We start from the raw sequence: 23231 nt of genomic DNA, 5'->3' as shown, positions 1-23231 counted from the left end.
ATGAGCGCGTTTGCTGATCTGCTGACCAGCAAGGGATTCACTGACGAAGACGACATCGAGTGGTTGCATCGGCTGGTCGAAGACTGGCAGATGATCGCTGACCTCGCCTTCGCCGACCTCGTCTTGTGGGTGAAAGTGGACGAAGCGTTTACTGTTGTTGCGCATTGCCGGCCCAACACGGGATCCACCGTGTACCCGCACGACGAGATCGGCACGGTAGCAAACGATGACGAGCAGGCGCTGATTTCCGAAGCGATGGACAATGCGAAAACCTGCCAGTCGACTGCCAAAGACGGTTTGCTGCAAGGGGCCGAGGCCGTTCCAGTTGTGCGTACCGGTCGCGTAATTGCGGTTCTCACCATCCATTCGGATGTGGAACGCAAGGCTAACTACTCGAGGATGGAGCGTAATTATCGTTCGGCAGGCGTGATGCTCTTGTCGATGATCGCTGAAGGGTATTTCCCTGATATGGAGGCCCCTTCAGGTGTGCGCCGTGGTGAGCCTCGCGTGGGTGATGGCATGCTCGTGCTGAACCGTGAGGGGCGCGTCCGGTATGCGTCACCTAATGCGATTTCGGTCTTGTACCGCCTGGGTTACAAGGGCGAGATTGAGGGTCGGTATCTTGCGGAACTGATGTCGGATCTTATGTCGAAGCTTCGACCGGTCGACGAGATCCTTCCTCTGGTTCTCACTGGGCGTGCTGCCTGGCGGACGGAATTGGAGTCGAAGAAGGTTTCAGTGGCCCTGCGGTCCATTCCGTTCCGTCGTGGAGAGTACCGAACCGGGGCGCTCTTGCTGGTCCGAGATATTTCTGAGATCCGGCGGCGCGAGCGGGATCTGTTGTCGCGAGACACGATGATCCGGGAAATGCACCACCGGGTGAAGAACAACCTCCAAACCGTGTCCGCACTTTTGCGGTTGCAAAAACGCAGGGTTGAGTCACCGGCGGCGCAGTCGGCTTTGGAAGAAGCGATGCGCAGAGTTTCGGTGATCGCCGTTGTGCATGACGTGTTGAGCCAAGGTGTGGATCCCGAGGTCGATTTCGACGAAGTCATTAGCAAGGGTGTGCGTTTGGGGCCGTCTTTGGCGAACCCAAACAAGCACATTGAGCTTGAGCAGGACGGCCAGATCGGAACGATTTCCTCTGCTGATGCTACGTCGCTAGCTTTGGCTGTGACCGAACTTGTCACGAATGCTATCGAGCACGGATTTGCAAGCGAGGAAGACGACGAGCACGTTCATGGAAATGTGTGGATCCGTTCACGCAGGTACGAGGGCCGGCTTGAAGTCGTCATTGCAGATAACGGAATCGGAATCGGCGACAATGCGGTTCCGGGAACCGGCTTGGGCACTCAGATCGTGAAGACTCTGGTCACAACTGACTTGGACGGAACGATTGAGTGGCGCCCCCGTGAAGGTGGGGGTACCGAGGTGGTTTTGGACTTCCCGCTGAGATCGGGAACCTAAACCACACTCATTCGGCGTCGTTAGCCCGCGCGACGTGCGCGGGCGGCGCGACGCTTGAGAGCACGACGTTCGTCTTCGCTCAAGCCACCCCAGACGCCGGCGTCTTGTCCGGTTTCAAGTGCCCACTGGAGGCACGTTTCTGCAACCTCACAACGGTGGCATACGCTTTTGGCTTCTTCGATTTGGAGGAGGGCTGGGCCGGTGTTGCCGATGGGAAAGAAAAGTTCAGGGTCCTCGTTGAGGCAAGCTGCACGGTGACGCCAGTCCATGGTGTCCTTTCTCAGGTTTTCCACGTGCATATTGCGAATGGATCGGCGTGCACGGGACGGGAAGAAAATTTCGGTTAACCTAAGATTCACACAATGGCAAGTTTGATACAAGGGGTCCGTGGTGTGAAATTTCTGACAGCACAAAACTCTTGCGCATAATGCCCAAGCGTGCCTTTGAATCGCCTTCGACTCTTTAAGAGTAGCCCTGCTCTTTGGAATAGTCACATTGACTGACACAATGGAAACGTGAAAAACGTTCTTGACCCCTCGCAAAACCGTGTCGTCATTATTGGTGGAGGCCCGGGCGGGTACGAGGCCGCTCTGGTTGCCGCTCGTTCTGGTGCCGACGTCATGCTCATCGAGAAGAACCACACGGGTGGTTCGGCTGTTCTCACTGACGTGGTGCCGTCTAAGTCCTTGATTGCAACCGCCGAGGTCATGGTTGACTTCACCGAGTCTTCGCAACTTGGGTTGCGAGTGGGCGACGGAGAGACCGACCAGAATGGCCAAGTGTGGGTTGACCTCGCTGCTATGAACCGCCGCATCATGAAGCTGGCCAATGCGCAGGCGAGCGATATTCATGACTCGCTGGTATCCGAAGGCGTGAAGGTGATTTCCGGTGAAGGACGCCTCACGAGTGATTCTGAAGTACATGTGAAGGAAAACAACGGCACTGAGTATGAACTCAATGCCGACACCATTCTGCTAGCTGTCGGAGCGCATCCGCGTGAGCTTCCATCGGCAATGCCGGACGGTGAGCGGATTCTTTCGTGGACTCAGCTGTATGACTTGCAGGAACTGCCTGAACATCTGGTCGTCGTAGGTTCAGGTGTCACTGGTGCTGAGTTCGCGTCCGCATACAAGGCCCTGGGTAGCGAAGTGACGTTGGTGTCCAGCCGTGACCGTGTGCTTCCGGGGCAGGATGAAGACGCCGCCGAGGTAATTGAGTCGGCTTTCCGTCGCCGTGGAATGAACGTGTTGTCGCGTTCGCGTGCCGACTCGGTGACGCGCACTGAAGACGGTGTCGAGGTTGTTTTGGCCGACGGTCGTAAGGTTCGCGCCAGCCACTGCCTCATGGCTGTGGGTTCGATCCCGAACACGGCCGACTTGGGTCTGGAAGAAGCCGGGGTCCACGTTGAGGACAGCGGACACATCGTGGTTGACGGGGTGTCTCGCACCTCGGTCCCGGGAATCTACGCGGCCGGTGACTGCACCAGCGTGTTCCCATTGGCATCCGTTGCTGCTATGCAGGGACGCATCGCCATGTCGCACGCCTTGGGTGATGCGGTTGCTCCTCTGAAACTGCGCAATGTGGCCTCAAACGTGTTCACGGCTCCCGAAATCGCAACAGTCGGGTTCACGCAGGCTGATCTTGCGACCTCGGGGCACGATGTCGAATGGTCGATGGTGTCGCTGGCGACGAACCCACGCGCCAAGATGCAGGGCAACGAAGAAGGATTCATTAAGGTGTTTGCGCGCCGCGGATCCGGTTCGGTACTGGGTGGTGTGGTCGTTGGTCCTAAGGCGAGCGAGCTCATCACGCCTATCGCCTTGGCTGTTGAGAACCGTTTAACAGTGGATCAGTTGTCGTCCACGTTCATGGTGTACCCGTCGGTGAGTGGTTCGCTCTCAGAAGCGGCACGTCGTCTGCACCACCGACGCGAAATCCGCGACTAAAGGCCATAGACAAAAGGTGGGGCTCGGAACGACTCCGAGCCCCACCTTTTGTTTGTGTCTACTGGAACTTCACTAGAGGCGTTCCGGACTTCACTGCCGAACCAGCTTCCACGCATACCTCGCTTACGGTGGCGGTGCGAGTGGCAGTGAGCGGCTGTTCCATCTTCATGGCTTCGATGACTGCCAAGCGGTCACCTTCGTTGACGGTGTCACCGGGCTGAACGTCCACCGTCACGATCGTCCCCTGCATGGGAGCAGTCAGGTCACCTGAGTCGGTAGAAACGCGGCTGGTTTTCCGTCGCCGAGGTGGTTTCACCTTGGTCTGTTGTCCGCCGGTTGTCAGGCTTGCAGGGACCTTCACGGTGAGGCGGTGACCGTCGACTTCCACCACAACGTCGGTGGTGGTGTCTTCGGGGCTGGTCTCTGCCGTGAGTTCTTGCGGCGCTGAGAACGATGGCATGAACTCTTGTTCTAGCCACAGCGTGTACACCGAAAAGTCGGTGGTAAACGCTGGTGTCCGCACGAGTTCGCGGTGCAGGGGGAGCAGCGTGGCTACGCCGTTGAGAATGTATTCGTCGAGTGCGCGTCGAGCACGTGCAAGAGCCTGTTCGCGGTCTTCACCTGTCACGATCAGCTTGGCAAGCATGGGATCGAAGTCGGTGCCTACCGTTGTGCCTTCTTTAACCCCGGAGTCCATGCGAATACCAGGCCCTGCTGGCTCGTGGAGCTCAACGATGCGACCGGTTGCTGGAATGAAACGGTTGGCAGGGTTTTCCGCGTTGATGCGGAACTGGAAAGCGTGGCCACGTGGAGCGGGCATAGACGAAGGCAGTTTCTCGCCACAGGCAATTTTAAGTTGCCACGCCACCAGGTCGACCCCGGTGACTTCTTCCGTGATCGTGTGCTCAACCTGAATACGGGCGTTTGCCTCCATGAAGGTGATGGTGCCGTCTTGGCCCAAAAGGAATTCGCACGTGGCTGCCCCAATGTATCCCACGTGGGACAGGATCTTCTGGGACGCATCAACAAGAATCTGGTTCTGCTCATCGGTCAAGAACGGTGCAGGGGCTTCTTCAACGACTTTTTGGTGACGACGCTGGAGCGAGCAGTCGCGGGTCGAAACTACGACGACGTTGCCGTGTGAGTCGGCCAGGCACTGGGTTTCAATGTGGCGTGGTCGCACGATCTGCTTTTCCAACAGGCATTCGCCGCGGCCAAAGGCTGCAACCGCTTCGCGGCTGGCGGATTCGAGAGCCGTGGGGAGGTCTTCTCGGTTAGCGGCAGTGCGGAATCCGCGTCCACCACCGCCGTGAACAGCCTTGACGGCGACAGGGTAACCAATTGTGTCGGCAATGTTGAGAGCGTCTTCAATGTCTTTGACCGCACGCCCTGATCCTGGTGTGGTAGGGGCGCCCACGGCTTCGGCAACAGTGCGAGCCCCTGCCTTGTCGCCCAACGCTTCCAACGCCTCTGGAGCGGGACCGATCCATGTGAGTCCGGCCTCGGTTACGGCACGTGCGAACTCAGGGCTTTCGGCAAGGTAACCGTATCCGGGGTGGATAGCTTGAGCGCCGGCGCGGTGAGCGATGTCGATAAGCGCCCGCATGTCCAGGTACGTCGTGGCCGCACCGGTTCCTGGGAGCAACCACGCGTCATCGGCGAACCGGACAAAATCGGCGTTGGACTCAGTGCTGGTGTATACGGCAACCGACTGCAGTCCAAGGTCACGGCATGCACGAACGATGCGTAGTGCGATCTCACCGCGGTTGGCGATAAGAACCTTTGAAAACTGGGCGCTCATTCAATCTCCCGTCACGAAAATCTGACGAAGCAAATCTATGAGAGCTCGCTACTAGCTCCAAATCTTTTGTAGACACGCTACAAAACTACGCGGGAGTTATTTTCCACAAAGCTGGCCAGGCGACACCCAGTTTGGTGACCAGGGTGCGTGCGAGTGGAATACTCAGCCCAATGACGTTCGTGTGGTCACCTTCAAGCGCTTCAACAAAAGCAGAGCCGTACCCGTCGATCGTGAGGGCACCAGCCACGTGGAATGGTTCGCCCGTTTCGCAGTATGCCGCGATTTCTTCGTCGCTGATGTGAGCGGTGCGAATCGTCGTAGAGCCCACTGCATGTTCCTGGTCAACAAGACTCCAGCCCGAAGACCCTCGGCGCAACAGGGCTATTGAGTGGCCGGAGTGAAGAACAGCCGACTTTCCACGCAAACGTTTCCACACCTCGGTCGTGGCCTGCGCGTTACCCGGCTTGCCCACAGCTTCACCGTCTAACTCAAGGAGCGAATCGCACGCGATCAGAACGCACGTGTCTGCCGAATCGATGAGCCCCTCATGCGGATCCTGGGCGAGGGCGTTGATGACCGCGTTGGCTTTAGTTTGGGCTAAGAGCGCCACCTCTTCGACGACTGATCCCGGAGCAACGCGCTCAACAACGGCGTGCTCGTCGACTTCAGGGCGAATGACAACCGGCTCGATTCCCGCCTGCCGTAACAGCGACAGCCTGCTGGGCGAACTGGAGGCAAGGACGGTGATGACGGTGCTCATCTGTGCTCCTCGGAGTCGGGTGTGGACACAATGTGTGAATCGAGATCGGCTGCGATGCGCGCCAGGACAGCTGCCACGATCTGCTTATATCCCAGGGGAGAAGGGTTGCGACGCGAATCGGCAAGCAACCCGACCCTCGACGTTCCCGACAGGACTTGGTTCAGGGAAATAGGTAGCGCGTGTGAACTGACCGCCATGAGCCACTGCGATCCGGACACCACGCGGGAGGATCGCCTGAGAAATGTGCGCAACGGCCTTCGAACACCCGGAAGCAATCCCAGGTTAGGGCATGTGAGAACCACAACCCGGTACCCACCTTCACGTTCTAGGCGGTTCAGCGCGCGACTAAAGACAGCCACACCGCTCCGGTACACGCTGGGGCGAACAATGTCCGCTGAACCCATCGAAATAACCGCAAAACGCGGTCCGGCTGAGCCTGAACGCGAACGGCGCATCCGCGAATCAGCCAACACTGCCGAAATGTGTTCGCTCATCTCTTCGCCTCGTGCCCCGGGCTGGGTGCAGGCACGCACCCGGACGCGTTGACCTAGCAACGCAGAAAGACCTCGGCCCATGAGGACGGCTGGGGACGGGGCACCTCGGCCCATCTTCGCGATCCACGAATCACCAACCACTACCAAAGCGGGTAGGTCTTCGGAATGTGTGTCTAAGGGCGCCGAGGTCGTTCCGGCTTCCGCTGACGAGTCGTCTGGGCCGATCGTCATAGCGATGTCTTCGCCAGGCAGGTTGAGGTCGCGCTCGAAGAGTTTACGCATCCGGTTTGACTGCATGCGCAACACGGCTGCACCCGCCCCAGCGATGAGGGGGAGTGAGAGTGATGCAACAAGAAGTTTCGTGGAAGCCTTCATCGGTTTGAGTCTATGAATAAAAGCACCGGTAAGCTATTCCATATGAACTCGAAGCGACGTCGAAAGCCCATTTTGGGGAAGTGGTTGCGCAGCGTGAATAGCGTTCGCGAAGAAGAACCTCAGGCTACCCAGACCATCAGTCTGGATGACTTTAATGATCGTGAAATTGAAGAGGCGCGTGAAGAGAGTCAGAAGCCACCGTACGTTGCGCCAGGGTTGAAGCTTGCAGCGGCATGGAGCTGGCGATTCCTTGTCATTGTCGCTGCTGTTGCTGTCGCGTTTTGGGGACTGTCCAAAGTCTCAATTTTGGTGCTTCCGTGTTTGATTGCATTGTTGCTCGCAGCTCTCATGGCGCCGGTTGTGAGCTTTTTGGATCGTCACAAATGGCCACATACGCTCTCAGTGGTGACAACCTTCCTTGGGTTTATTTTGGTGGTCTTGGGGCTACTGGCATTTACCGGCCAGCAGATCGTTGTAGGCTTCCCTGCTCTTGCTCACCAGGTCGTTCTGGGTGTGAACAAATTGAACGCGTTTATCCAGAACAACCCGTTTGGCATCGACTCCACGGTCATTACTGGCTACCTGGACGAGTTCAACACCAAGGCGCTTGACTGGCTACAGAAATCACAGGGCAAGATCGCTTCTGGAGCGCTGGGCGCAGCGTCAAGCATTGGAAACTTTGTCACCGGTTTGCTGATCACCCTGTTTGCATCCTTCTTCTTCCTGTTTGACGGCGGGCGCATTTTCAACTGGTTCGTACGCTTGCTTCCAAAGCCGGCTCAGCCCAAGTCGGTTGCTGCGGCCGTTAACGGTTGGAATTCACTTGTGCAGTACGTACGTGTTCAGGTGCTGGTAGCTGCTATTGACGCGGTAGGTATTGGTATCGGTGCCCTAGCCTTGGGAATCCCATTGGCCTTCCCGTTGACTGTGTTGGTGTTTTTGGCGTCCTTCATCCCGTTGGTCGGTGCCGTGCTGACGGGTGTCATCGCGGTGTTGGTGGCGCTTGTGTCCAAGGGGCTGGTGAGTGCCATCATCATGCTCATTGTCGTTGTGGCGGTACAGCAGTTGGAAGGAAACGTGTTGCAACCGTTCCTCATGGGTAAGGCCGTTGCTGTTCACCCGCTGGCTGTTGTGCTGGCGGTCACCGGTGGTGGTGTACTGTTCGGTATCCCGGGTGCCCTGTTTGCTGTTCCGTTCGTCGCCATGCTCAACACGGTGGTGCTTACGCTCAGTGGAAACGATGAGTACATGAAGAAGGCCCACGAGGCGCTGGCTAATCTCAAAGGAGATAGCGAAGCGCTGACGAAAGCCAAAAAAGCAACATCAGAGCATGTAGAAGCTCAAGTGGCGAAGGAACGCGCGAAAACCTCTTCCGAGTCATAAGCTCGATGAATGAGAAAAGCCGTGGAACCAAGCAGGTTCCACGGCTTTTTCGTGCGACAGACTCAGTAAGCTTTAGCCGATTCGATGGTGACTTCGATCGTGCGACCGTTGGGAGCTTCGTACTCCACCTTGTCGCCAACCTTCTTGCCATTCACAGCTGCGCCCAGCGGGGACTTCTCAGAAAAGACATCGATCTTCTCTTCCTCTGAAATGATTTCGCGTGAACCCAAGAGGAACTCGATTTTGCGACGTCCCATTTTCAGAGTGACGAGCTTGCCGGGGGTGACGGTTGACTCGTCGCCGTCTGGTTCGCTCACGTTCGCGTTCTGAAGCAGGTGCTCGAGTTCGCGAATACGTGCTTCGAGTTTTCCTTGCTCTTCACGCGCTGCGTGGTATCCGCCGTTTTCTTTCAGATCGCCTTCGTCACGAGCAGCTTCAATGCGCTCGGCAATTTCCGTGCGACCGGGACCCGACAGATGCTCGAGCTCCTTAGAGAGACGCTCAAAAGCTTGGGGCGTGAGCCACGTCTGGTCTGCGGTGTTTTCCGCGGTCATAATTGTGCCTTTCTATGCTGCGCCAGTGGTCGTTTGGCTAGCTGGAACAAAACATATCCCGGGTTCCTTTGGTGGAACTCGGGATATATTTGAACCGCTAGTCTACCCTACAAAAACGCAAGATTCCACGTTTCCTTGCGCGCCTTCTTGCGTGGTGCGAACGTCAACGCGGTCGTGGTGCATAGAAGCAGAGTTCGCCTGGGGGTCAGCCGGGATCGTGATCTCCTTATATCCCACGACTGCTTCGTACTGGTTCTTAATAATCGCAGCGCACTTAATGTCTCGGTGAGCGTCAGGGACGATAGAAAAAGTTACAGATGCGTTCCCTGCGTCATGAGCGGTGAAGTTTGACGTCTCAGGCGCGTGCGGGTGAGCGCGTGGTTTGAATGCGAGAAACGCGGCTCCAGCTATCAGGACGATGACGATGCCAACGAGCGCGAACAGCAGCGGGCGCTTCTTATTGCCCTGAGCTGTGCGACCGTAGCGAGAGTCAAGTGAGTCCATGCCAAGTGAGTCCATGGGAGCTTTCGTAAACGCGAGTTAAAAGGACTAATCTATGATAGTTGCTTTCAGAAAAGAACTCTAAGGGGATACATGTATTCGGGCCTCCGGCTGCTTGCCGTTCACGCGCACCCAGACGACGAATCGTCAAAGGGAGCTGCGACAACAGCTCTGTACACTTCCCTGGGTGCCCGTGTCCTGATTGCAACCATGACTGGGGGAGAAGCCGGCGACATTCTCAACCCTGCTTTAGCTGACTCACCGGCAGCAGAACGCGACATTGCGGAACTGCGTCGCCGTGAAATGGCCAACGCGGCCTCAATTCTTGGGGCTGAACACCAGTGGGTCGGTTTTGTCGACTCAGGTCTTCCGGAAGGCGACTTTGAAACCCAAGTGCCACACGGCTGCTTCTATCGGGTTCCTGCGCACGTGGCTGCACGCCCCCTGGTCAACATCATTCGTCGATTTAAGCCACACGTCATTACCACGTACGACGAACTTGGCGGTTACCCACATCCGGACCACATCCACACGCACACCGTGACAATGGAAGCGGTTCGAGCTGCCGCTGATCAAACCGAACTTCCGGAACTGGGTGAACCGTGGAACGTACAAAAGGTGTACTACAACCAGGACCTTTCGCCGGCTAAGTGGATGCGAGTTCACACTCTGCTGGAGGAAAAAGGACTGGAATCGCCCTTAGAAGGCATGGTCAAGAAGTACCAAGAACGCCCCGGCAGGGAAACCTGGCTGACCGCGCGCATCGAATCGCAAGAATTCATGGATACAGCGCGCCGGGCGCTCTTGGCCCACGCAACTCAAATCGACCCCAACGGTGGGTTCTTCTCTGACATCCGCAAACTCGCCTCGGAGTACTGGCCAACAGAGGAGTTTGAGCTTGCAGTCGATAACACCGGGCGAGACCTCGACCCCCATACTGACTTTGCCGAAAGCGATCTCTTCGCAGGAGTCGCCCTAGAAGACGGTACGGTTGTGGGCGACGACGAACTGAAGAAAGCGTGCGCCCAACGTTCAGGAGAACAGTCATGACAATGGTCGCTATTGCTCTGTGGGCAGCGACTGCTCCACCCTCGCAAGCACCCATCCCAGACGAAGAGCTCGTGACGCCTGGGACTATCGGGTTCCTCGTCACGCTCGCAGTTGTCATTGCAGGGATCGTGCTGGCAAACCTCGCTGCGCGTAAAGTGCGGAAGATCCGTGCCCGTGACGGCGCGGTTGAGTCCAACGCTTTGCCCGTTCGTGTGGACCCGCGTCAATCGCGTGAAGAAGCTGAATCGATCCTGGAGCAAAAACAGCGGAACCCAAAGGACGAATCCTAGCCGGGAACGACCTCGGCGACCTTGAACTGAGCTTCAACACGTGGAGCCCACCCAAACGACGCCTTAGTACGCCGCCACCGCTGACACGAGGATCGCTGCCAAGTGGCATCCGTAACCAATGACCGTTGCGGTGTGGAAAATTTCGTGGAAACCGAACTGCGTTGGGAACGGGTTGGGGCGCTTCAAGCCGTAAATGATAGCGCCGGTAATGTAGGACGCTCCTCCGATCACAATGAGGATTCCTGCGGCCAGATTGTGCATCCACATGGACGGGATGAAACCAATTCCGGCGATTCCAATACCGATGTAGACAGGGACGAAAAGCCAGCGTGGCGCACCGATCCAGATGAGTCGGAAAATCACGCCCAAGATGGCGCCTGTCCAAATGATGCCCAAAAGCCACCACGACGCTGGTGGGTCCAGGAGCAGAACTGCGAGAGGTGTGTACGTTCCGGCCGTGATGAGGAAAATATTTGCGTGGTCGAGCCGGCGCAACAGGATGCGCACGCGGACACGCCACGAACCTCGGTGGTACATGGCGGATGTGCCAAAGAGCATCATGCCCGTGATGGCGAAAATTGCGGAGGCTAAACGTGACAAGACTGTAGGGCACAAAATGACAGCGGTCAGTCCGCCAAGGACGGCCAAAGGAAACGCTCCTGCGTGAATCCAACCACGCCAACTGGGGCGGATCTCCATAAACCGGGTGATGTCGACGCGCAAATTGCGCAACCGGCGGGCGCGTTGAGAATTCGCTGCTGCTCGTTTTCTGTCTTCAACCGGATCGAGTGTGTCATGTGCGCCCATACCTCCATTCTAGGCCGTGGGCCCAGGGCCACAGACCCTGTCCATAATCAGGTTATAAACTAGCCGTAGAGAGTGAGAGGAGGGCGCGTGCGCGGGCAAATCGCAGGCTGGCTGTATCGGTTGTACAACCGTCAGATCGTGCGCGAACTCGTCCCTTCTGACCGGATTCCACGGCATGTGGGTGTGATTACCGATGGCAACCGCAGGTGGGCCAAGGAGTTCGGTGCCACAACCGAGCAGGGGCATAGGGCCGGAGCCCAGAAGATCGTTGAGTTCCTGGGTTGGTGCGATGAAATTGGCATCGAAGTGGTCACCCTGTATGTGCTGTCGCGGGAAAACCTGCAGCGCACGCCGGAAGAAGTTGAAACCCTGGTCGCCATCATTTCGGACATGGTTGAGCAGATCGCTCAGTCCGACAAGTACGCGGTGAACCTTGTTGGTGATTTGAGCGTACTTCCCCAGCCGTTGCGCGCCAGGTTAGAAACCGCGCAAGAGAGCTCACGAGGCGGTCAGCCAAGCGTCCACGTCAATGTTGCTGTGGGATATGGCGGACGCCAGGAAATCGTGAACGCGATCAAATCGTATTTACGGGCAGAGTCCGCCGCGGGCACCAGCATGGAAGCCGCCATTAACGCGCTCACGGAAGAACGCCTGGCAGAACACTTGTACACCAAGGGCCAGCCGGACCCCGACCTCATCATCCGATCCTCGGGAGAACAGCGGTTGAGCGGGTTCCTCATCTGGCAAAGCGCATACTCCGAATTCTTCTTTTGCGAGGCGTACTGGCCGGCATTCAGGAAGACCGACTTCTTGCGGGCCGTACGCGACTACTCCCAAAGACAGCGCCGCTACGGTAAGTAAACCAGTTCACAACTCATTCATCTAAACGTCACCGACCCGCCGAGGTGCGCCCCACCTCGGGCATGGATTCTCACGTTAGGTTGGAGACAGTTGGTGAGGGACCAACCCGAGGTGTCAGCCTCGTCGGGGAAGGATTGAGCCGGGCACCTTGGACCTTAAGTACAGGGGAGCCCATGACTACCACTGTTCACACGTACGTACTCGATACTTCTGTTCTACTTTCTGACCCGCGTGCGATCTTTCGTTTCGACGAGCACGATGTTGTGATTCCGCTCATCGTTGTTGGTGAGTTGGAAGCGAAACGGCATCATTCAGAACTCGGTTTTACAGCGCGCCGAGCGTTGGGGTTGCTGGATGAGTTGCGCGAGGAGTTCGGCCGTTTGGATGAGCCGATTCCAATTGGTACTGAAGGTGGCACGTTGCGTGTCGAACTCAATCACGTTGATGCGTCTGGTTTGCCGGTGGCTTTCGACCGCGCTGAAAACGACACCCGTATCCTTGCCGTTGCGCGTAATTTGCAGGCTGAGGGGCATTCGGTCGTTGTAGTGACCAAGGACGTGCCTATGCGTGTGAAGGCGTCTGCGCTTGGTCTGGCTGCGGAAGCGTACTTGGCTGAACTGGCCGTCGATTCCGGTTACACGGGTCTGAGTGAACTCATGCTGGATGAGGCAGAGATGGCGCAGCTGTTTGACTCTGGTTTCGTTGAGACCAAGGCTGCCGGCGCCGAGGTGCTAAATACTGGGCTGGTTTTGTCCTCTCCGCGTGGTTCCGGTTTGGGGCGCGTGGTAGCGCTCAATGAGCAGGCGGGCACGGGGACGGTCAAGCTGGTTCGTGGTGACCGTGACGTGTTTGGGATCCATGGAAGGTCGGCTGAACAGCGGATCGCGTTGGACATGCTCACCGATGAAGAAGTGGGCATTGTGTCCCTGGGCGGGCGTGCTGGAACTGGTAAGTCGGCGATGGCTCTCATGGCCGGCTTGCAAGCGGTCCTGGAAGACCGCACACACGAAAAAATCATGGTGTTTAGGCCACTGTATGCCGTTGGTGGCCAGAACTTGGGGTACTTGCCTGGCGATGAGTCAGACAAGATGAACCCGTGGGCAGAAGCAGTTTTCGACACTTTGGGAGCACTGGTCTCCCGCAACGTTATTGATGAGGTGATGCACCGTGGCATGTTGGAAGTTCTCCCGCTCACGCACATTCGAGGTCGCTCGTTGCACGACGCGTTCGTCATTGTCGACGAGGCACAGTCGCTGGAACGAACCGTCCTTCTCACTGTGCTTTCACGCTTGGGGCAAAATTCCCGGGTGGTACTCACGCACGATGTAGCACAGCGTGACAACCTGCGGGTGGGTCGTCACGACGGTATCTCCGCAGTCATCGAGAAGCTCAAAGGCAACAAGCTGTTTGCGCACATCACTCTGACCCGTTCGGAGCGTTCCGCGATCGCGGCACTGGTGACGAGCGTGCTTGAAGACTTCGATCTGGTGTAGGTGAGCCAGCCACAGAAAAACCCGAGGTGTCCTGCGAAACTGCAGGACACCTCGGGGTGGTTTTTATGAAGGTAACTGGACGAGGTTTTGCCGAACACCAGCGAGCATGCGTGAACCGAGAGGAGAAAGCGAAATGAGCTTTCGTTTGGCTCCCGTGCGGGGTGCTTCTTCGCTGGTAATAGACAGGAACTCACTGTCCTCGAGGCGTTTGATAGTGCGGTAGAGTCCGCGTTCGGTGAGTTGCCAGCCCATATCCGCCTCGATGTGGGAGTTGAGTTCTTGAACTGTGAGGGTTTCGTGGGCCTCGACTATGGCGAGAACGGTGGGTGTGAGCATCGCTTTCTTGTACGTTTCGACCCAGGATGACACTTTGTGCTCCAACCATTCGTCTAGTTCGGGCTGATGATTGGGTGCCATGGGTCAGTCCTCCCAGCCTCGCTGTGCAATGGCCCCGATTAGCGAAGCGACGAAGCCTGCTCCCCACAGTGCGCTCATGCACAGTGTTGCGCCAACCCATGACGTTGTGAAGAACTCTTGGGCGACCGAAGCGACATCACCGGCGCGCATTGCGATTGCGAAATGTATCAGCGCGTGCAAACTAAATGACGTTGTGATGGTCCCGAACATCACTGCATGGACGATAGCTTTGCCGAACCGGATTTTTGCGATCGTCTTGATGTTGCGCCATTGCCAGAGCATGCACCCGATGGCCACGGCTGCGGTGAGGAGGGCGCCCAAGACTCCGGGTCCTCCTGGGGTGAAGGCGATGACGATTTGGATGATTGTCATGCCTGCGATGAGTGCCGCCGTGAATGGGAGAAGTGTTCGAGTTGAGTTGACTAGTTGCGGTTTCATGGTGCTCCTCTTTCTTTGTTCTTACTGGTAGTGTACCACTGGTACAGTACATGTGGCAAGGTTGCTGATGAGGGTCTTGACACCACAGAAATACCCGAGGTGTCCTGCGAAACTGCAGGACACCTCGGGTTTTCTTAGGGCCGAGCTTTCTACCGACTGGTCGGTTTAATTAGCGGTTGAACTCACCCAGCATGGTGGTCACGTCGAGGGCCTTGTCCAGGTCCTCTTCGGTGATGGTGCCGTTTTCTACGTAGCCCAGCGCCACCGTTGCTTCCTTCACCGTCATCTTGTTGTTGACGGCGTGCTTAGCGATCTTGGCGGCAGCTTCGTAACCGATGACCTTGTTCAGCGGGGTGACGATCGATGGCGAAGCCTCTGCGAGGAAGCGGCAACGTTCCTCGTTGGCTTCTAGCCCCTTGATCATCTTGTCTGCCATGACACGGCTGGAGTTAGCCAACAGACGGATCGACTCCAGCAGGTTCGATGCCATGACCGGAATACCCACGTTGAGTTCGAACGCCCCGTTGGTCGAGGACAGCGACACGGTGGTGTCGTTACCAATGACCTGCGCGCACACCTGCGTGACCGCTTCACAAATGACCGGGTTGACCTTACCGGGCATGATCGACGAACCGGGCTGCAGGTCAGGAATGTGCAGTTCACCCAGACCCGTGTTGGGGCCTGAGCCCATCCAGCGGATGTCGTTGTTGATCTTCATGTACGAGTACGCAATGTTGCGCAACTGACCGGATGCTTCAACCAGACCATCGCGGTTGGCCTGTGCTTCGAAGTGGTTGCGAGCTTCCGTGATAGGCAGGCCGGTCTGTTCGGCCAAGTACTTTACAACAGCCTGTGGGAAGCCTTGTGGCGTGTTAATACCGGTGCCGGTTGCGGTTCCACCCATAGGAACTTCGGCTACGCGCGGAAGCGAGGATTCGATGCGCTCAATCCCGTTGCGAACCTGAGCTGCGTAACCGGAGAACTCTTGTCCCAGGGTCACTGGGGTGGCGTCCATTAGGTGGGTGCGGCCGGCCTTGACGATGTTGCGGAATTCGGTAGCTTTTTCTTCCAGCGCGCTCGCCAGGTGGTCCATAGCAGGAACCAAGTCGTTGACCAGTGCCTGGGTGACGGCCACGTGTACCGAGGTGGGGTAGACGTCGTTGGACGACTGTGACGCGTTGACGTGGTCGTTGGGGTGGATTTCGCTGTCCTGGCCGTCAACAGTGCGGTTGGCCAGGGTTGCGATGACCTCGTTGGTGTTCATGTTCGACGAGGTACCTGAACCGGTCTGGAACACGTCGATGGGGAATTCGCCGTTGTGAGTCCCTGCAATGACTTCCTCAGCGGCTGCGATGATCGCCTTGGCGCGGGTGTCGTCAAGAACGCCGAGGTCGTTGTTGGCGCGTGCGCATGCTTTCTTCACGTGCCCCAGGGCGGCGATGTTGGCAGCTTCGAGTGGTTTGCCAGAGATGGGGAAGTTTTCGACTGCGCGCTGGGTTTGAGCACGGTACAGGGCGTTGACGGGGACCTTCACTTCGCCCATGGTGTCGTGTTCAATGCGGAATTCTTGGCTCACTGTGTCTCCTTGCTGTCGGTGTTGAGGTCGCCGCGAACGGCAACAACATTCACTTTTCCGTCCGCCAGGGCGTAGGTGAGCCCCACGAGTGCGGTACGGCCTTCGTTTACTGCTTTTCGGATGGTGTAGGAACGTGCGTAGAGGCGTTCCACCGTGTCGACGGTATTTTGCTCCACAGCTGACCCGATGTCGTTCTTGCCTTTTGAGTGGGCGCGGGCGACGGCGGGAAGGATGTTGGATACGACGTCGTCGACGAAACCGCCAGGGAACGTTCCGTTTTGGTAGGCGTCGACTGACGCGGTGACGGCGCCACACGAGTCGTGCCCCAGAACAATCACAAGAGGTGTTCCCAGTTGTTCGACGCCGTATTCCAGGCTGCCGATGGTGACCGAATCGGTCACCTGCCCGGCGGTGCGAACCACGAACATTTCACCTAGACCAACATCGAAGATCAGTTCAGCTGCGACACGTGAGTCAGAACAACCGAACAGGGTCGAGTAGGGGAGCTGAATTGTGCGCAGTTCGCGACGCCTCGTGGAGTCTTGCTGGGCATGTTCAGGGGTGTCGGTCACAAAGCGTTTGTTTCCGTCAATGAGACGGTCGAACGCAGCTTGTGGGGTGGTATATGCGCGAGAGTTCGGCATTAAACGAGACCCCTGCGGGCTGCTTCGCGGGCAGCTTCTTCGTACGAGTGGGTCTTTTCAATGCGGTGCTCGGCGTACACGTTGCGCACGGTGCCTGACTTGGAACGCATGACCAGCGAGTGGGTCATGACGTGCTGGCCTTCGTAGCGCACACCGTCGAGCAGGTCGCCGGTGGTGATACCGGTTGCGACGAAGTACGAGTTGTCGCTCTTGACCAGGTCGTCGGTGGAGAGGACGGTGTCCAACGCAAGACCCGCGTCGATTGCGCCTTGGCGTTCTTCGTCAGACTGTGGCCACAGACGTCCTTGGATAACCCCGCCCATGGCTTTCACTGCGCATGCGGTGATGATGCCTTCTGGGGTTCCACCGATTCCCATGAGGAGGTCGGTTCCGGTGTTGGGGCGGCACGCTGCGATTGCACCGGCGACGTCACCGTCTGAGATCAGTTTGATGCGCGCGCCAGCGTCACGGACTTCTTGGATGAGTTCCTTGTGGCGTGGGCGGTCCAGAATAACGACAGTGACGGCCGAAGCGTCCTTGGCGCTACCTTTAATCTTGGCGACGCGACGGATGTTTTCGCCTACGGGCAGGCGTAGGTCAACAACGTCGGCGTACTGGGCACCGGCGACCAGCTTCTCCATGTAGAACACGGCAGATGGGTCGTACATGGAGCCGCCTTCGGAGACCGCCATCACGGCGATCGCGCCGGGCATACCTTTAGCGGTCAGGGTGGTTCCGTCGATGGGGTCAACGGCGACGTCAACGTGAGCGCCCGTGCCGTCACCTACTTTTTCGCCGTTAAACAGCATGGGGGCTTCGTCTTTTTCACCTTCACCAATGACGACGGTGCCGTCCATGCGAACAGTCGAGATCACATTGCGCATTGCTGCTACGGCAGCCCCGTCAGCGGCGAGCTTTTCACCGCGGCCAGCCCACGGACCAGCGGCAATTGCTGCCGCCTCGGTCACGCGAACGAGTTCGAGCGCGAGGTTACGATCGGGTTCGCCTTCTTCGATACGGAGTCGCTGAGACCATTCGTCGGTGACAGCAACGGGTTCGGTTTCTGCACGCCCGCCATTGTGGTGAGCCTTTTCTTGTGACGCATTCAGCTCTGTCATACCTTCATTGTGCCACTAACGACGCTTCAGTTTGTGGTGGGTATAAGAGAACGTTGGCAGGAGAGGTTTCTCAGGGTGCGTTTGTCAGTTGTACACAGTGTGGGCACAATACTGGGGTGACTGAAAAATCTGCCCAACCTCAGCCTGGATCGCGCGCAGAAATGCGGAAACTCCGGTTGGAAGCCAACTGGATGAACATGGTGATCGCGTTATTGGCGTGTGTTCTCATCATGGTGCTGGCGCTGATGATCGCGCCTCAGCCAAAGGGCGACCCCATTCGAAAGGTGGACGCTGAGGGTATTGGTAAGACGGCCGATGATGCGGTTGATTGGCCGGTTGCGTGGTTTGAAACACCGCAGGACTGGCACTCAAACGAGGCCCGACTGGCGCCAATGGGTGAGCCGTCGGTTCAGACGTGGTACGCCTCATATGTGGGGCCGGATGATCAGTGGTTGTCGATTCGCCAGGCTCAGGCTGACGAGGACTGGGCGAAGTCATTTGTCAAAGAGTTCGCCCCTGTTGGCGAGCAGAGTATCCAAGGCGTGAACTTCACAACCTATGAAGGTAAGAACCGTGAACAAGCGTTCGTGGGTCAGGTTAATGGCACCTGGTTTGTGGTGCAGGCCGTTGCAACAGGTGAGTCTGTTGACATGTTTGTGAAGCGTGCGTTGGAGAAACACTAGGTGACGTGTGCGTGGTTTGCGCGGTTCGTTGAACTTACTCTGCTTCTTGCTCTGAGTCAGTTTCGCTTTCGCCAGACTGTTTGGCTTGAGCTTTGTCGAGTGCGTCGCGGGCGCTGTCGAGCCAAGCTTGGCACCGGTCAGCGAGTTGTTCGCCGCGTTTCCACAGGGTTAAGGATTCTTCGAGGTTGAGGTTTCCAGCTTCTAAAGCCTTGACCGTGTTCATGAGTTCTTCGCGAGCCTGTTCGTAGCTCATTTCGTTGATGCTGGTCATGGTGTGTCCTTTGGTTGGGGTGTGTCTGGCCGTTGCGGGTGGATTGTTGTGACGGTTGCCTCGAATGTGCCGTGTTCGACTGTGACGGTGAGCTGGTCGCCGGCGTTGAGGTCGTTGGTGTTGCGGACTGCCGCGCCCGAGGTGTCCTGCACGATCGCGTAACCGCGGGCTAGCGTGTTGAGCGGGCTGAGCGCACGAACTTGGGTGCGGAGGTGCTCGATGGTTGCTTCTCCGTGGTGGAGCGTGCGCCGGGTAAGTGAGGTGGCGCGTGTGCGCCAGTCGGCGATTTCGTCAGCTCGGGTGGTGATCATGGTGTGTGGATTGGCCAGTACGGGGCGGCTCCGGACACTGTCGAGTCCCCGCTGTTCGTTGGTGATGAAGCGTTCTAGGGTGCCGGTGAGGACGGCCCGGGCATGCATGATGCCCATGACTTCTTGGTGGAAGTCCGGGACGACGCGTTTGGCGGCATCTGTGGGGGTGGAGGCTCGGAGGTCTGCGACTTCGTCAAGGATTGGGTGGTCGGCTTCGTGACCAATTGCCGAAACGACTGGGGTGCGTGTGGCTGCGACGGCTCGGATGAGGGACTCATTCGAAAAGGGGAGGAGGTCCTCTAAGCTGCCGCCACCTCGGGCGATGATGATGACGTCAACGTCTTGGTGAGCGTCAAGTTCTTCGAGAGCAGCGATGACTTGGGTGACAGCGCCGGTGCCTTGAACGGCGGTGTTGATGATGTCGAATTGGACGGACGGCCAGCGTAGGGTGGCGTTGCGGATGACGTCTTTTTCGGCGTCGGAGTTACGGCCGGTAATGAGCCCGATTTTGGTGGGTAAGAACGGGATGGGTTTCTTGAGCGCGGGGTCGAAGAGACCTTCGGAGGCAAGCATGCGTTTGAGGCGTTCGAGGCGGGCGAGCAGTTCGCCCAGTCCAACGTGCCGGATGTCGCGGGCTTGCATGGAGAGACGACCGGCTTTGAGCCAGAAGTTTGCTTTGAGTTGTACGACTACGTGGTCGCCGGCTTTGATGGGGGTTTCGAGCCTGTCGAGGACGTCGGAAAAGACCTGGACGGGCAGTGAGACTTGGTCATTGAGGTCGCGGATGGTGAGGTAGGAGGCGCGTCCGCGGGGGTTGAATTCGATGATTTGGCCTTCGACCCACACGACGGACATGCGGTCGATGTAGTTCTTGATGTTTTGGCTTAAAAGCGAGACGGGCCACGGGTTTTCGGGGGTGGTTTCAAGTGCGGTGGCGGGCAGGCTGTTGGGGGGTTCAGCACCGACTGTGCCGGGTGTGCCGCTGATCCGTGGGGCCATGACTCGTCCGTTCGTGGTGTGAATGTTCGTGTGTGGGCAGTTTAACCTGGCTCTTGGTGCCGGGGTTTCTTAGAATGGTTATGTGTCTACTGTAACTATGCCAATGCCGTCAATGCCCAGAACTCGTAAAGCGCCTGGTGAGATTGAACAGCCTGATGGTGAGAAGAAGGTTCTTCTGGCAGCACCGCGCGGATACTGTGCTGGTGTTGACCGGGCTGTGATTGCTGTGGAGCGGGCGCTGGAGCACTATGGTGCGCCGGTGTATGTGCGCAAGGAGATTGTGCACAACCGTCACGTCGTGGAGACGTTGACGGAACGTGGCGCGGTTTTTGTGGATCAAACTGAGCAAGTTCCGCAGGGTGAGCGAGTGGTGTTTTCTGCTCACGGAGTTTCTCCTGCAGTGCATGAAGAAGCAGCCACGCGGGACTTGAAGACGATTGATGCGACGTGCCCGTTGGTGACGAAGGTACACCGGGAAGCTGTGCGGTTTGCTAAGCAGGGGTACACCATTCTGTTGGTGGGGCACGAAGGCCACGAAGAGGTTGAGGGCACCATGGGTGAGGCGCCTGAGTCGATTGTGCTGGTGCAGAACCCCGCTGAGGCTCGTGAGGTTGATCTGGGTAATCCAGAAAAGCTGGTGTGGATTTCGCAAACAACGTTGAGTGTCGACGAGACCATGGAGACGGTGTCGATTCTGCGTGAGCGTTTTCCGCAGTTAATTGATCCGCCTAGTGACGATATTTGTTATGCGACGCAGAACCGTCAGGTGGCGGTGAAAAAGATTGCACCCCAGTGTGACTTGGTGATTGTGGTGGGGTCGAATAATTCGTCGAACACGAAGCGGCTTGTTGAAGTTGCTTTGGAGCATGGGGCGAAGGCGTCGTACCGCGTGGATTTTGCGCGTGAGATTGATGAGGACTGGTTTAACGGTGTGGCCACGGTTGGTGTAACGAGTGGTGCGAGCGTCCCGGACTTGTTGGTGAAGAGCGTGTTGGAGCTTTTGGCTGAGTACGGTTATGCCGATGTTGATGAGGTGCGGACTGCTGAGGAGGACTTGATGTTTAGTTTGCCTCGTGAGTTGCGTGCTGATTTGAAAGCCGCCGGTGAGAACACGTCGAACAAGAAGAATGGGGCCAACCGCGAGCACGATTTGCGGTAAGCATGGAGTGCCGTGTGGTTGTTTCAGTTTTAAGCTTTTTGAGGAGGAAACATGAAGCTTGCTGATGCGTTAGAAGTGAAGTTTAACGAGCAGATCACCTTGGAGTTTGAGGCGTCGATGACGTACCGCCAGTTGGCGGTTGTTGCCGACGCTCAGAGTTTCCCGGGCATGGCTCAGTGGTTGCGTGCGCAGGCTGATGAGGAGATCGTGCACGCGAATAAGTTCATTGATCATGTTGTTGACCGTGGTGGTCATGCACAGATCGGCGACATTCCGGCGCCTAAGGTGGGTGCTGAACTGAAGCCGGTGGATATTTTCAAGGCTGCGTTGGCGCACGAGGAGAAGGTGAGCGAAGCGATTCGTGAGCTGTACCGTGCGGCCGATGCGCAGGGTGACTTGGACTCGCGTCCATTGCTCAACTGGTTCTTGAATGAGCAGATTGAGGAAGAAGCAACAGTGGGCGAGATCGTCGATCAGCTGGTGTTGGCTGGTGACGATGGTAACGGCTTGCTGCGGTTGGACGCGGAGCTGGGTTCGCGTACGTCGTCTGGAACTGAGTCTGAATAGGTTTTAACGAGTGTGGGGCGCCTCCGAGGTTTCGGAGGCGCCCTTTTGTATGCGGATGTTGAGACAATGCGGGTCAGGTGCCGGTGTCGAGGTGTTGAGACTGGGAATTTGGACTGGTGGGGTAGGCGAGTTCGTGTGCGGTGACGGTGCGTGTGGATGTGGTGATGCCGTTGAGTTCGTCGAGTTGTGTGTTGGTGATTCCGGTGTGGGTGAGTTTGCGAGCAGTGACGAGGAATCTGGTTTCGAATGATCCGATGAAGCTGTTGTATTCCTGGGTGGCGCGGTCAAGTGCAGTGCCGAGTTTGATGAGTCGTTCTGTGAGTAGTCCAGTGCGTTCGTAGAGTTCAGTTCCCAGTTTGAGTACCTGTGCTGCCGAGGTGGAGATATTGTAGTGGCGCCAGTTGAGAGCAACTGTTTTGAGTAGGACGAGCAGGGTTGATGGTGAGGCGATGACGACGTTCTTGCTGAGTGCTTGTTCGATGAGGGCCGGGTAGGTGGTTGCGGCGTGTGAGAGTAGCCCGTCGGTAGGAATGAAGCATACGACGAATTCGGGGGAGTGGTCGAAGGACTTCCAGTATGTCTTGCTTGCAAGTGCGTCGACGTGGCGTAAGAGTGCTTGAGCGTGCTGTTTGGCTGACTCGCTGTTGCCTTCGCCTAGCCGGGAGGAGAGTGGGACTTTCGCGTCGACGACGATGGTGCCTCCGCCGGGGAGGTGGACGACCATGTCGGGGCGACCGTGTTGGGTGGTGACTTGGGTGTCGAAATCGACGTGGGGGAGTAGGCCGGAGTATTCGACGATGCGTGTGAGTTGTACTTCGCCCCAGTCGCCACGCGCTGACGTGGAGTGTAACGCGTTAGACAACTGTGCTGTCGATGCGTGAAGTTGAGCGTTCTGTTGTGTCAGAGACGTGATGTTCTCGGACAGTCGAGCGATCTGGTCGATACGTTCGTGGTCCTGCTGATGCATGTGAGCTTTCAACTCACGCACACTGGCTGCAAGGGGGCCGACGGCTGCAGTGAGTTCAGCTGCGATCGCGGCGTCTGCTTCGAGGTTTGCGGTCCGCTCTGTGAGGAGCTCTGTTTTTGTTTGGGCTTGTGCAAGCTCAACAGAGTAACGTGACCGTGCCCGTGCTGAGCCTGCTAAAAGACCCAGCACGGCCCCGGCAATCAGGCCCAGAATGAGTGCCACAAACACAACGGTGACAACTGAAATGTTCATGTCCTCACTGTGTCACGAGGCACTGACACAGTTTTTGATTTTTAAGT

25 protein-coding genes are annotated in these 23231 nt (G+C 57.4%); 10 read left to right on the top strand and 15 right to left on the bottom strand.

Annotated elements, in window-relative coordinates; translation table 11 throughout:
- Positions 1-1467, top strand: a complete 1467-nt coding sequence (locus JOE56_RS02280; protein WP_204514643.1) for a sensor histidine kinase — start codon at positions 1-3, stop codon at positions 1465-1467.
- Between the two features lie 20 nt (positions 1468-1487).
- On the opposite strand, the gene JOE56_RS02275 is transcribed toward JOE56_RS02280, so the two are convergent.
- Positions 1488-1736 (bottom strand): WhiB family transcriptional regulator, encoded by a 249-nt coding sequence (locus tag JOE56_RS02275; protein ID WP_040348529.1) that lies wholly within the window; start codon positions 1734-1736, stop codon positions 1488-1490.
- 246 nt (positions 1737-1982) lie between these two features.
- Here JOE56_RS02275 and JOE56_RS02270 point away from each other — a divergent pair, with 246 nt between their 5' ends.
- Positions 1983-3413, top strand: a complete 1431-nt coding sequence (locus JOE56_RS02270; protein WP_204514642.1) for an NAD(P)H-quinone dehydrogenase — start codon at positions 1983-1985, stop codon at positions 3411-3413.
- A 58-nt stretch (positions 3414-3471) separates the two neighbouring features.
- On the opposite strand, the gene JOE56_RS02265 is transcribed toward JOE56_RS02270, so the two are convergent.
- The 3 genes from JOE56_RS02265 to JOE56_RS02255 all read right to left on the bottom strand — a co-directional run bounded on the left by JOE56_RS02265 (position 3472) and on the right by JOE56_RS02255 (position 6843).
- Positions 3472-5214 carry an acetyl/propionyl/methylcrotonyl-CoA carboxylase subunit alpha gene (locus tag JOE56_RS02265; protein WP_204514641.1) on the bottom strand — a complete coding sequence of 581 codons (1743 nt, stop codon included), beginning with the start codon at positions 5212-5214 and terminating at the stop codon, positions 3472-3474.
- Between the two features lie 85 nt (positions 5215-5299).
- Positions 5300-5974, bottom strand: a complete 675-nt coding sequence (locus JOE56_RS02260) for a Maf family protein (protein WP_204514640.1) — start codon at positions 5972-5974, stop codon at positions 5300-5302.
- Entirely contained in the window at positions 5971-6843 is an 873-nt protein-coding gene (locus JOE56_RS02255; protein WP_204514639.1) for an SGNH/GDSL hydrolase family protein, read from the bottom strand. Before JOE56_RS02255 ends, JOE56_RS02260 begins: the two co-directional genes overlap by 4 nt.
- A 42-nt stretch (positions 6844-6885) precedes the next feature.
- On the opposite strand from JOE56_RS02255, the gene JOE56_RS02250 reads away from it, so the two are divergent.
- Positions 6886-8226 carry an AI-2E family transporter gene (locus tag JOE56_RS02250; protein ID WP_239530346.1) on the top strand — a complete coding sequence of 447 codons (1341 nt, stop codon included), beginning with the start codon at positions 6886-6888 and terminating at the stop codon, positions 8224-8226.
- A gap of 62 nt (positions 8227-8288) precedes the next feature.
- On the opposite strand, the gene greA is transcribed toward JOE56_RS02250, so the two are convergent.
- Both greA and JOE56_RS02240 read right to left on the bottom strand, forming a co-directional pair.
- Positions 8289-8780 (bottom strand): transcription elongation factor GreA, encoded by a 492-nt coding sequence (greA, locus tag JOE56_RS02245; RefSeq protein ID WP_102237601.1) that lies wholly within the window; start codon positions 8778-8780, stop codon positions 8289-8291.
- Positions 8781-8882: 102 nt separating this feature from the next.
- Positions 8883-9299 (bottom strand): DUF4307 domain-containing protein, encoded by a 417-nt coding sequence (locus JOE56_RS02240; RefSeq protein ID WP_204514637.1) that lies wholly within the window; start codon positions 9297-9299, stop codon positions 8883-8885.
- Between the two features lie 75 nt (positions 9300-9374).
- On the opposite strand from JOE56_RS02240, the gene mca reads away from it, so the two are divergent.
- Positions 9375-10331, top strand: coding sequence for a mycothiol conjugate amidase Mca (gene mca, locus JOE56_RS02235; protein ID WP_204514636.1), 957 nt, complete (start codon positions 9375-9377; stop codon positions 10329-10331).
- Complete coding sequence (locus JOE56_RS02230; protein ID WP_204514635.1) at positions 10328-10621, top strand: hypothetical protein; 294 nt, start codon at positions 10328-10330, stop codon at positions 10619-10621. Before mca ends, JOE56_RS02230 begins: the two co-directional genes overlap by 4 nt.
- A gap of 63 nt (positions 10622-10684) precedes the next feature.
- Here the strand turns inward: JOE56_RS02230 and trhA are convergent, their stop codons facing one another.
- Positions 10685-11428 carry a PAQR family membrane homeostasis protein TrhA gene (trhA, locus tag JOE56_RS02225; protein WP_204514634.1) on the bottom strand — a complete coding sequence of 248 codons (744 nt, stop codon included), beginning with the start codon at positions 11426-11428 and terminating at the stop codon, positions 10685-10687.
- Positions 11429-11515: 87 nt separating this feature from the next.
- On the opposite strand from trhA, the gene JOE56_RS02220 reads away from it, so the two are divergent.
- Positions 11516-12289, top strand: coding sequence for an isoprenyl transferase (locus tag JOE56_RS02220; protein WP_204514633.1), 774 nt, complete (start codon positions 11516-11518; stop codon positions 12287-12289).
- Positions 12290-12462: 173 nt separating this feature from the next.
- Positions 12463-13782, top strand: a complete 1320-nt coding sequence (locus JOE56_RS02215; protein WP_204514632.1) for a PhoH family protein — start codon at positions 12463-12465, stop codon at positions 13780-13782.
- Between the two features lie 63 nt (positions 13783-13845).
- Here JOE56_RS02215 and JOE56_RS02210 read toward each other — a convergent pair whose 3' ends face one another.
- The 5 genes from JOE56_RS02210 to glpX all read right to left on the bottom strand — a co-directional run bounded on the left by JOE56_RS02210 (position 13846) and on the right by glpX (position 17975).
- A complete protein-coding gene (locus JOE56_RS02210; RefSeq protein ID WP_204514631.1) occupies positions 13846-14199 on the bottom strand; it encodes a PadR family transcriptional regulator in 354 nt (117 codons plus the stop codon).
- A 3-nt stretch (positions 14200-14202) separates the two neighbouring features.
- Positions 14203-14637: a hypothetical protein gene (locus JOE56_RS02205; protein ID WP_204514630.1), complete on the bottom strand. Its 435-nt coding sequence runs from the start codon at positions 14635-14637 to the stop codon at positions 14203-14205.
- A gap of 169 nt (positions 14638-14806) precedes the next feature.
- On the bottom strand, positions 14807-16213 hold the full coding sequence (locus JOE56_RS02200) for an aspartate ammonia-lyase (RefSeq protein ID WP_204514629.1): 1407 nt from the start codon (positions 16211-16213) through the stop codon (positions 14807-14809).
- Positions 16210-16857, bottom strand: a complete 648-nt coding sequence (locus JOE56_RS02195; protein ID WP_204514628.1) for a carbonic anhydrase — start codon at positions 16855-16857, stop codon at positions 16210-16212. Before JOE56_RS02195 ends, JOE56_RS02200 begins: the two co-directional genes overlap by 4 nt.
- Positions 16857-17975, bottom strand: a complete 1119-nt coding sequence (glpX, locus tag JOE56_RS02190; RefSeq protein ID WP_204514627.1) for a class II fructose-bisphosphatase — start codon at positions 17973-17975, stop codon at positions 16857-16859. Before glpX ends, JOE56_RS02195 begins: the two co-directional genes overlap by 1 nt.
- A gap of 116 nt (positions 17976-18091) precedes the next feature.
- Here glpX and JOE56_RS02185 point away from each other — a divergent pair, with 116 nt between their 5' ends.
- The gene (locus JOE56_RS02185; protein ID WP_204514626.1) at positions 18092-18658 is read left to right on the top strand and encodes a DUF4245 family protein; all 567 of its coding nucleotides are present in this window, start codon (positions 18092-18094) and stop codon (positions 18656-18658) included.
- A 34-nt stretch (positions 18659-18692) separates the two neighbouring features.
- On the opposite strand, the gene JOE56_RS02180 is transcribed toward JOE56_RS02185, so the two are convergent.
- Both JOE56_RS02180 and xseA read right to left on the bottom strand, forming a co-directional pair.
- Positions 18693-18929, bottom strand: a complete 237-nt coding sequence (locus JOE56_RS02180; protein ID WP_204514625.1) for an exodeoxyribonuclease VII small subunit — start codon at positions 18927-18929, stop codon at positions 18693-18695.
- Complete coding sequence (xseA, locus tag JOE56_RS02175) at positions 18926-20239, bottom strand: exodeoxyribonuclease VII large subunit (RefSeq protein ID WP_204514624.1); 1314 nt, start codon at positions 20237-20239, stop codon at positions 18926-18928. Before xseA ends, JOE56_RS02180 begins: the two co-directional genes overlap by 4 nt.
- Positions 20240-20342: 103 nt before the next feature.
- On the opposite strand from xseA, the gene JOE56_RS02170 reads away from it, so the two are divergent.
- Both JOE56_RS02170 and JOE56_RS02165 read left to right on the top strand, forming a co-directional pair.
- On the top strand, positions 20343-21398 hold the full coding sequence (locus JOE56_RS02170) for a 4-hydroxy-3-methylbut-2-enyl diphosphate reductase (RefSeq protein WP_204516053.1): 1056 nt from the start codon (positions 20343-20345) through the stop codon (positions 21396-21398).
- A gap of 51 nt (positions 21399-21449) precedes the next feature.
- Positions 21450-21965, top strand: a complete 516-nt coding sequence (locus JOE56_RS02165) for a ferritin (RefSeq protein WP_204514623.1) — start codon at positions 21450-21452, stop codon at positions 21963-21965.
- Between the two features lie 73 nt (positions 21966-22038).
- On the opposite strand, the gene JOE56_RS02160 is transcribed toward JOE56_RS02165, so the two are convergent.
- Positions 22039-23184, bottom strand: a complete 1146-nt coding sequence (locus JOE56_RS02160; protein ID WP_204514622.1) for a DNA recombination protein RmuC — start codon at positions 23182-23184, stop codon at positions 22039-22041.
- Positions 23185-23231: the final 47 nt, after the last annotated feature.

This window comes from Brevibacterium paucivorans (assembly GCF_016907735.1).
GTDB lineage: Bacteria > Actinomycetota > Actinomycetes > Actinomycetales > Brevibacteriaceae > Brevibacterium > Brevibacterium paucivorans.
This window is presented reverse-complemented; position numbering and strand designations above follow the sequence as displayed.